Here is a 9,485-nt window from a genome sequence, read left to right as displayed (position 1 = left end):
TTTGGGCCCGCAAAGAAAAGTGACCCGGTCGCTTCGCGACCGGAAGCGCCGCAGGCAATGCCACAACAAACGACACACCCAGCTGAGGCGAGACGCTAATCAGGCCCAAAGGAGAGAGAGGCCTGCCCCAGTCGTAGATGGCATTCTGCATACATGCATAGCACAATGCCCACCAACACTCGGCATCGTCAGGCAACCCTGGACTCAAGTTGCCTGCCCCTTGCCAGCCCATGACGAAGGGGGCGTCTTGTTGGTTTTTTGGGGGAATGATGCATCCCACGCGTAACAGGCTATGGCCAAGGCTGGCTACGCTGCTCCTGGCTTTTTCGATCGTACCGATGCTTTCCGCCGCCGACTGGACCTACCGCGTCCGGCCGCAAGACAACATCTGGAACCTGTCCGGCCTTTATCTCAAACCCGACGTGCCCTGGCAGAAGCTGCAGGCGTACAACAACGTAGCCGATCCTTATCACCTGCCTCCCGGCATGACATTGCGCATTCCCATTGCGTGGCTGCGCCTGGAGCCTGCACATGCAACGGTAGTCGCGGTGACAGGGGGCGCGCACGTGGAGTTGGCCGACAACGCGCAACCGGAAACCGTTACGTCCGGTATGACGCTCGGCATCGGCACCCACTTGAGCACCGACTCCGACGCCAGCCTCACCCTGCAATTCGCCGATGGTTCGCGCCTGCTGATGGAACCCAACAGCACGCTGGACCTGGACCAGATGAGTGCGTACGGCCGCACCGGCATGGTCGACACCCGCCTGCGCTTGCAGCATGGCCGCGTCACCAATGCAGTGACGCCGATGACTGGCGTTGGTGCGCATTTCAGCGTGGAAACGCCAGGGACGATTTCCAGCGTGCGCGGCACGCATTTCCGCGTGGCGGCGGAAGAAGGCCAGTCGCGCACCGAAGTGCTGACCGGGCGCGTGGATGTGGCTGGCGATCGTGCACATGTGTTGGTACCGAAAGAACACGGCATAGCGGTCGCTGACGGCGGCAAACCCACGCAAGCGCAACCGCTGCTGTCCGCACCGACCCTGCACTGTCCTGCGCAGCCGGTTGGCAAACTTCCCTACGTGTTCGCGTGGGTGCCGCTCGATGGCGCCACGAGCTATCGCGTTCAGATGGCCGCGAACGAGCGCTTCGAAACGCTATTGCTCGATCACCTGACCTCTTCTGCACAACTGGCCCTGCCGGATGTCCCCGATGGCGACTACGCCGTGCGCGTACACGGTATCGACGCGCAGAAACTCGAAGGCGAGGACGGTGTGTGCTTGCTGCATGTCGCTGGCCATCCGCAACCACCGTTGGTGATGGAGCCACTGCCTGGCAGCAAGGTGCGCGATACGCGCCCACGCTTCCACTGGACGGAAAGCCTGGAAGCCAGCTCCTACGTGTGGCAGCTCGCCACCGACGAGCAGTTTGCGCAACCGCTGGCCGGCGAAGCGCAACTTAGCGGCGACAGCGTGCGCGCACCCAACGCCTTGCCTTACGGCCGCTACTACTGGCGCATCGCCACGCGCGACAAGAACGGCAAAGTCGGCCCGTTCACCGATCCGCTGCCGTTCGACCTGGTACCGCAGCCGGCGGCGCCGGAAGCGGGCAAACCCACCTCATCGAAAACCGATGTGAGTTTCGGCTGGCCCGCGGGCACGCCTGGGCAGCGTTATCACATCCAGATGGATCGCCACCCGGATTTTGCGCATACGTCGATCGACCAGACGCTGGATCAGCCGCTACTGCAGATCAAGAAACCCGGTTCTGGCATCTGGTATGTACGCGTGCAAACTATGGATACCGACGGTTACGCCGGACCGTGGGGTGCGGTGCAGAAGATTCGGTTGGGGTGCCTGGCTTGTCGCATTGGCGCTGTAGCCGGTGGCGGCGGCTTGGTGTTGTGGTTATTGCTTTGAGGATGACGAGGGCAATGCGCTGATGCCCACCACTGCTTTCACCTGGCTGGTCCGCGGCATGCTCTGGATGGCCGGGGTCGGTTTGCTGGTGTTGCTGATCGTCAGCGGTCTCACCGTGCCGCTCGACAATGCGCTTTACGACCTGCACGCGCGCTATTGGCACTACACGCCGGACGATCGCGTCGTCATCGTTGCGATCGATCCCAAAAGTCTGGATGAGATCGGCCGCTTTCCCTGGCCACGCTCGATCCATGCGCAGTTGATCGACCGCCTCACCGCCGATGGGGCGCGCGGCATCGGCATGGACGTCACCATGTCCACGCCGTCCAACGATCCAAACACTGACCAGCAAGTCGCCACCGCCGTACACCGCAACGGCAAGGTAGTGCTGCCGGTGTTCGCTGAAGCCGTCACCCTGGGCGGGCCGCTGCAGGAAGCGCTGCCGGTGCAAACCATCGCGCAGAGTGTGGCCGCACTCGGCCAAGTGGACGTCGCCAAAGACAATGATGAACGCGTACGCGGTGCCTATCTCAAGGCGGGGCTTGGCAGCGCGTACTGGCCATCGCTGGCGCTTGCCCTGCTGCAACTCGGACACGCGCCGAACATGGCGCTACCCGGACTGCACGACCCCGCACACAACGACGCATCGCCTTATCTATGGATGCGCGACAACTACGTACTGCTGCGTTACGCCGGCCCAACCGGCACGTTCGGGACGCTTTCGTATGTCGATGTGCTCAACAACCGGGTACCCACGGATCTGCTCAAGGATCGCTGGGTATTCGTCGGCGCCACCGCCGAAGGCCTGGGCGACATCCTGCAGACCCCCGACTCGCCCATGCCCGGTGTGGAATACCAGGCAAACGTGCTCGAATCGCTGGAACGCGGCTTGCTCGTTACGCCGCTGGATTTCCTCCGCCAGTTCGCACTGTCCGCCGTACTGCTGGCGCTTCCGCTGCTGCTGTACGGCTTGCCGGGCATCGGCCGGAATTGGGCGTTGCTGCTAACTAGCGTGGTGTTGGTGCTGGTTGCGTGCTTCACTTTGTTGCGCGGCGCTTATCTGTGGTGGCCGCCGGTAAGCTGTCTGGTGGTGATTGCTGCCGAGTTTGTCGCCTGGCAGTTGTTAATGCGCGATCGTCGCGCGGTGCATGCGTAGAGAAAATTTCCGCTTGCTAACGCTTTCGCATATTTGTCTGACGATTTCTAAACACTCTTTGAACTTCTCGCAGTTCACATTGAAGCCGTAAGGGGCACAGGCTCTGCCTTGAGGCGATACGTTATGCGCGTTGCAAGTTTTTCCCGGTTCATTCCCGCCTCGCTGGTACTCATGTGGCTCACGTTAGCGGCGGGATTGGCGCAAGCCGCCGACACCAACCAGCAGCCGCTAAGCCCCGACGACCAAACCTTCCTGGCACATGCCATGTCGGATAACGCCAACCAGATCGCCATGGCAAAGATGGCGCTGGCCAAATCCACCAACCCGCACGTCATCGAACTGGCCAACACGATCATTCAGGAGCGGACAGCGCTCGACACGCAGCTGGCGCAGCTCACCACCGATAAGCACCTGGGCGCCCAGCAAGCCACTACCAGCATCACCCTGTATCACATGCAGGCGTTGAATGGCGATGCGTTCGACAGAACGTTTGCCAGCTCGGCGGTACGCAGTCATTGCCGGATGATCTCCGCCTATGAGGCGGCGAAGGCAGCCTCCGCCAACTCAGCTCTGAAGGATCTCGCACACCAGACCATCCCGGCACTGCGCAACAACCTGACCGTGGCGATGGCCTTGCTGCGTTCCTCCGGCCCGACGGCGCATCCTCAGGAAACCATGGCATCGGTCGACACACGGGGATCGAAGGCGCTGGTGTTCTGGGAGCCGATTTCGCTGGTGGCGGCGCCGTGGTAATACGCCACTAATCATTTCCTGCAAACCAATCGCCGCGATGGAAACATCGCGGCGATTTTGTTTCGTGCGCCGCTTGTACGCTGGGATGCCAATCCCAGCATCGCCATTTACATGAAAGCTGGGATTGGCATCCCGGCCTACGCTTCGCTCATAACGTATGCGTCGTGTGAAAGTTCGCACTCTTATTTCAATGAATACGTATGCATACGCTGGTTGCTGCACCGCGATGCTTCCTACTATCCGCCGCACCAGCTTTACGCATAGCCAGACTTAGCGTTCATCACACGCAATCGATGGGGAGATCGATTCGGCGTGCGGCGAGCTGCGTCCATGCAAATCGTTACGCCTGCATGCACTTCAGGGAAATCAGAAAGCCTGTTCAACCACGAAGCAGGAGGCACACCCGTATGAAGTGTTCGAAGATTCTTGCCGCCTTGCTGGCCTGTGCCAGCCTCGCAGCGATACCCGCCATGCCTGCTCACGCAGCCATCAACAGCATGAGCCTTGGCGCAAGTTATAACGCGCAGAAAACGCAGATCACCTTCCGCGTCTATTCCTCGCAAGCCACGCGTTTAGTGTTGTATCTGTATGCAAGCGGCTATGGCGCGCAGGAAGCAGCCACGTATCAAATGACCAATCAAGGCGGCGGCGTGTGGCAGGTCGTTGTGCCGGTGTCATCCATTCAAACCGCCGGCATCACCGGTTCGGTGTATTACGGCTATCGCGCATGGGGCCCGAATTGGCCGTACGACTCGAGTTGGACCAAGGGTTCGTCGGCGGGCTTTGTTTCCGACGTCGACAGCAGCGGAAATCGCTTCAATCCCAACAAGCTGCTGGTGGATCCGTATGCGCAGGAAATCAGCCAGGATCCGCTCAACACGAACAACCAGAACAGCCACATCTTCGCCACGGGCGCCACGGTCGATTCGTCGTTTGGCGTGGCGTATCGCCTGATCGATAGCGGCACTTACGCCCCCAAAGGCATCGTGCTCGCACCGAGCACGCAAAGCACCGGTACCAAGCCAACGCGCGCGCAGAAAGACGATGTGATCTACGAAGTGAATCTGCGCGGCTTTACCAAGCAGGATTCCAGCATTGCCTCGCAATACCAGGGCACGTATTACGGAGCTGGACTCAAGGCAAGTTACCTCGCCAGCCTCGGCGTGACCGCGGTTGAATTTTTGCCGATACAGGAAACCCAGAACGACGCGAACGATGTCGTGCCCAATTCGGATGCCAACCAGAATTACTGGGGCTACATGACCGAAGACTACTTCGCACCGGATCGCCGTTACGCGTACAACAAATCGCCGGGCGGCCCCACCGCGGAATTCCAAGCGATGGTTCAAGCGTTCCACAACGCCGGCATCAAGGTCTACATGGACGTGGTCTACAACCACACCGCTGAAGGCGGTACCTGGAGCAACACCGATCCCACTACGGCCACGGTTTTTTCATGGCGCGGCCTGGATAACACCACGTACTACGAGCTCACCTCGGACAACCAATACTTCTACGACAACACCGGTACCGGCGCGAACTACAACACCTACAACACCGTCGCGCAGAATCTGATCATCGATTCGCTCGCTTATTGGAGCAACTCCATGGGCGTCGATGGTTTCCGCTTCGACGAAGGCCCCATCCTGGGTAACGCTTGTCTCAATGGCGCCGCGAAATCAGGTGCACCGAACTGCCCCAACGGCGGCTTCTACTTCGATGCGTCGGATTCGAACGTTGCCGTCAATCGCATCCTCAATGAATTCACGGTGCGCCCGGCATCCGGCGGCAGCGGATTGGATTTGTATGCCGAGCCGTGGGCAGCGAGTGGCAGCAACGAGTACCAGCTCGGGGGATTCCCGAAAGGCTGGTCCGAGTGGAACGGCCTGTTCCGCGACAGCGTGAGGGAAGCACAGAACGAACTCGGCAACATGACGATCTACATCACGCAGGATGCGAATGATTTCTCAGGCTCAGCCAATCTGTTCCAGGCCAGCGGGCGTTCGCCGTGGAATTCCACCAACTTCATCGATATCCACGATGGTATGACGCTGAAGGACGTGTATTCCTGCAATGGCGCCAACAACAGCCAAGCCTGGCCCTACGGCCCGTCCGACGGCGGCATCTCCAACAACTACAGTTGGGATCAAGGCATGTCCGCCGGCACCGGCACCGCTGTCGACCAACGTCGTGCCGCACGCACCGGCCTGGCCTTCGTGATGTTGTCGGCCGGCACACCGATGATGCAAGGCGGCGACGAGTACATGCGCTCGCTCCAGTGCAACAATAACGCCTACAACCTCGACTCCACCGCCAACTGGCTCAACTACAGTTGGAGCACGGACCAGTCGAACTTCTACAACTTCGCCCAACGCCTCATCGCTTTCCGCAAAGCGCATCCGGCACTGCGTCCTTCCACGTGGTACACGTCGAGCCAAGTCGTCTGGTATGAGCCCAGCGGAGCGGTGGCCGACAGCACCTACTGGAACAACACCAGCAACTACGCCATCGCGTACACGGTCAACGGCTCGTCGTTCGGCGACAGCAACTCCATGTACATCGCGTACAACGGTTGGTCTGGCAGCGTGACCTTCACGCTTCCAGCGCCACCCACCGGCACCAACTGGTATCGCGTCACCGACACCTGCGACTGGAATGACGGCGCCAACACCTTCGTCACGCCCGGCAACGAAACGCTGATCGGCGGTGGCGGCGCCACCTATGGCCAGTGCGGACAATCGTTGTTGTTGCTGATTGCCAAATAGCCATCCATAAGCAAAGCAAAAAAGAGGGAGGGGCTGCATCCCCTCCCTTTCTGCTTCCTGCAGAACGAACCTTTCACTCACGCCCAAACCGGCGTCGATCTTTAGTGATCGTCCCCATCCCGTGCAGCCGGCTGGGTTGCCACCGCAGCAGGAACGTTGCCCACATTTACCGTGGCGATCACGTTGTTGGTGCGCGTGTTGATCACGGAAACGGTATTGGAATCGGCATTGGCGACGTACACGCGAGCGCCATCGCGGTTGACTGCTATGGCATCGGGAGAAGCCCCGACTGTCACCGTAGCGATCACGGCATTGTTGTGAGCGCGGATCACGGAGGCGGAGTTGGCATTGAAGTTGGCCACATACACGCGGCCATCATGAGGGCCGACGGCTACGGCATTGGCGCCGCTCCCTGCCGCTGTCGTGAAAGTCACGGCATTGGTGGCCGTGTCGATCACGGAAACGGTGCTGTCACCAAAATTGGCCACATACACACGCGTGCCACGGGGACTGATTGCTATCCCAAAAGGACTGTTGCCGACTGGCACCGTCGCGGTTACGGCGTTGGTGGCGGAGTTGATCACGGAGACAGTGTTGTCATTCGTATTGGTTACATACACCTGAGCACCATCAGGGCTTACCACGAGGCCATTGGGACTGTTCCCCACCGACACGGTGGCAATGACGCCATCGCTGGCCGCATCAATCACGGAAACAGTGTTGGCATTGGCATCGGCCACATACACACTTTTGCCATCGGGGCTGACTGCTACGGCCGCAGGACTGCTCCCCACTGTCACCGTGGCGGTCACCGCGTTGGTGGCTGCGTCGATCACGGAAACGGTGTTGGAACTGAAATTGGCTACATACACAATCTTGCCATCGGGGCTGACCGCAATGCCCGCAGGGTTGGTGCCCACCGACACGGTGGCGGTCACGGCGTTGGTAGCCGCGTTGATTACAGAAACCGTGTTGTCCACTTGATTGGCCACGTACACATTGTGATTGTGGGCTAAGGCGGGTAACGCTACCCACGCCATCAGCAAAGGAAAGATGCCGCGGGCCGCGCCAGCGAACCATTTGCGTCCAGCTGGACGCTTCTTGAATTGATCAGTCGTCATGGAATACCTCCCGTAGAGACGTGGGCGCAACGACGCACCCGACATGCTGTGATCACTTTCGCGTATCGATGCTTGCGAACTTCTCCCTGTCGCAGTCCGGTACCCATCAAGCATGCGCCTGGGCTATGAAGAGCGTATGACCTTAAAAAACGCGATCTGCAGTGATTTGCCACATCTTTGTCATCGCGACTGATTTCAGTGAATGAAGTGAGTTAGGTACTCGACACTCATTACCATGCATAGAGATGACGGTGAAATTTACAGACCTCTTACAAGCCCATCGCTTCCAAAAACGTCGGACTTTAAGTTTCAGGCGCAGCTGAAACAAGTAGGAGTCGAACTGCGTTCACTGCAGTGCGTGAGCCGTTTCACTCACCCCAAGCACACGCAATGACAAAAACGTGACAAATCCCGTTTTCCGCTGTTTTTTAAGGTCACACGCTCTTCATAGCCCAAGCGCATGCTTGATCAGGTATCGCGTTGCGACAGGACGAAGCTCGCATGCGTCGGTACTTGAAAGTGATTACAGCATTACAAGTGGGACAAGTGAGCGCCGGCATGCGCGCTAACAGGATGTTCCGCGTTCCAGTCATCGCTTGAGGAACGCACGGCAGGGTGGCAAGGGGCATCAGACCATCCGATCCGGTGTACTGCAAAACATCCTTCAACGGTTCGAATGCCGACGCAACAAGATGGTTTCATGTCGGGTGCATCGTGGCGCCCATGATCTTCTACGCGAGGTATTCCATGACGACTTATCAGCTCAAGACGCGCCCGATGGGACGCAAATGGTTCACTGCTGCAGTTCGCTGCACACTCCCTCTACTGATGGCGTGGGTAGCGCTGCCCGCCTTCGCTAACAACAACAATGCTTACGTCGCCAATCAAGTGGACAACACGGTCTCCGTAATCAACACGGCCACCAACGCCGTGACCGCCACGGTGGCGGTGGGGACAAATCCCGCTGGCATTGCGGTCAGTCCTGACGGCAATAGTGTGTATGTAGCCAATTTCAGTTCCAACACCGTTTCCGTGATCAAAGCAGCCACCAACGCCGTGACTGCCACGGTACCTGTGGGAAGCAGCCCTGTCGCTGCTGTGGTTACCCCAAATGGTTCTGATGTATATGTGGCCGATGCCAATGCCAACACTGTTTCCGTGATCGCGACGGCCAGCGATACCGTCATTGCCACCGTATCAGTGGGAAACAGTCCAAATAGCGTAGCCATCAGCCCCGATGGCGCTCATGTGTATGTGGCCAATACGAATGACAACACGGTCTCTGTAATCGCCACGGCCACCAACACCGTGACTGCCACGGTGCCGGTGGGGAGCAGCCCTTTCACGGTCGCGGCCGATCCCTTTGGCGCACGCGTCTATGTCGCCAATTTCGGCGACAACGACGTTTCCGTGATCGACGCGTCCACCAACACCGTGACTGCCACGTTGCCCGCTGGGAACGGTGCCTATGCGGTAGCAACAAGCCCAGTTGGCGCTCCAGTGTATGCAGCCAACTTCACGGACAATACCGTTTCCGTGATTGATCCGTTCAACAAGACCGTGTTCGCGACGGTGCCGGTGGGGAATTCTCCTCAAGCCATCGCGGTCAACCATTGCGGTCGTGTGTATGTGGCCAATGCCAATTCCAACAGCATTTCTGTGATCAATCCCTTCACCAACAAAGTGATTGCCACGGTAAGCGTGGGCAATGTTCCAGTAGCTGTGGCAACCCAGCCAGAATGGTGACGAAGTAGTCATGTGACGGGCCAGT

The 9,485-nt window shown here is 59.1% G+C and carries 6 protein-coding genes; 5 read left to right on the top strand and 1 reads right to left on the bottom strand.

The genetic code is table 11. The features are described 5' to 3' along the window. The first annotated feature begins 338 nt into the window (after positions 1 to 338). The 4 genes from QQJ86_RS02145 (at position 339) to QQJ86_RS02130 (ending at position 6,593) form a co-directional block, all read left to right on the top strand. Positions 339 to 1,919, top strand: coding sequence for a FecR domain-containing protein (locus QQJ86_RS02145; protein WP_284319251.1), 1,581 nt, complete (start codon positions 339 to 341; stop codon positions 1,917 to 1,919). 22 nt (positions 1,920 to 1,941) lie between these two features. Continuing rightward, positions 1,942 to 3,075 (top strand): CHASE2 domain-containing protein, encoded by a 1,134-nt coding sequence (locus tag QQJ86_RS02140; RefSeq protein WP_284319250.1) that lies wholly within the window; start codon positions 1,942 to 1,944, stop codon positions 3,073 to 3,075. Positions 3,076 to 3,246: 171 nt separating this feature from the next. Beyond that, positions 3,247 to 3,828: a DUF4142 domain-containing protein gene (locus QQJ86_RS02135; protein ID WP_284319249.1), complete on the top strand. Its 582-nt coding sequence runs from the start codon at positions 3,247 to 3,249 to the stop codon at positions 3,826 to 3,828. Positions 3,829 to 4,235: 407 nt separating this feature from the next. Then, a complete protein-coding gene (locus QQJ86_RS02130) occupies positions 4,236 to 6,593 on the top strand; it encodes an isoamylase (protein WP_284319248.1) in 2,358 nt (785 codons plus the stop codon). A 101-nt stretch (positions 6,594 to 6,694) separates the two neighbouring features. On the opposite strand, the gene QQJ86_RS02125 is transcribed toward QQJ86_RS02130, so the two are convergent. Further along, entirely contained in the window at positions 6,695 to 7,714 is a 1,020-nt protein-coding gene (locus QQJ86_RS02125) for a YVTN family beta-propeller repeat protein (protein ID WP_284319247.1), read from the bottom strand. A 747-nt stretch (positions 7,715 to 8,461) separates the two neighbouring features. On the opposite strand from QQJ86_RS02125, the gene QQJ86_RS02120 reads away from it, so the two are divergent. Further along, positions 8,462 to 9,460 (top strand): YVTN family beta-propeller repeat protein, encoded by a 999-nt coding sequence (locus tag QQJ86_RS02120; protein WP_284319246.1) that lies wholly within the window; start codon positions 8,462 to 8,464, stop codon positions 9,458 to 9,460. The last annotated feature ends 25 nt before the right edge of the window (positions 9,461 to 9,485 follow it).

Origin of the sequence: Dyella acidisoli, assembly GCF_030160295.1 — a bacterium.
Taxonomy (GTDB): domain Bacteria; phylum Pseudomonadota; class Gammaproteobacteria; order Xanthomonadales; family Rhodanobacteraceae; genus Dyella_B; species Dyella_B acidisoli.
The sequence above is the reverse complement of the archived record's forward strand: the minus strand, read 5'-3'. Positions and strand labels throughout refer to the sequence as shown.

Coding starts and splice junctions, on each gene's coding strand:
- QQJ86_RS02140 (WP_284319250.1), top strand. CDS start 1,942: ATGCCCACCACTGCTTTCACCTGGCTGGTCCGCGGCATGCTCTGGATG.
- QQJ86_RS02130 (WP_284319248.1), top strand. CDS start 4,236: ATGAAGTGTTCGAAGATTCTTGCCGCCTTGCTGGCCTGTGCCAGCCTC.
- QQJ86_RS02120 (WP_284319246.1), top strand. CDS start 8,462: ATGACGACTTATCAGCTCAAGACGCGCCCGATGGGACGCAAATGGTTC.
- QQJ86_RS02135 (WP_284319249.1), top strand. CDS start 3,247: ATGTGGCTCACGTTAGCGGCGGGATTGGCGCAAGCCGCCGACACCAAC.
- QQJ86_RS02145 (WP_284319251.1), top strand. CDS start 339: ATGCTTTCCGCCGCCGACTGGACCTACCGCGTCCGGCCGCAAGACAAC.
- QQJ86_RS02125 (WP_284319247.1), bottom strand. CDS start 7,714: ATGACGACTGATCAATTCAAGAAGCGTCCAGCTGGACGCAAATGGTTC.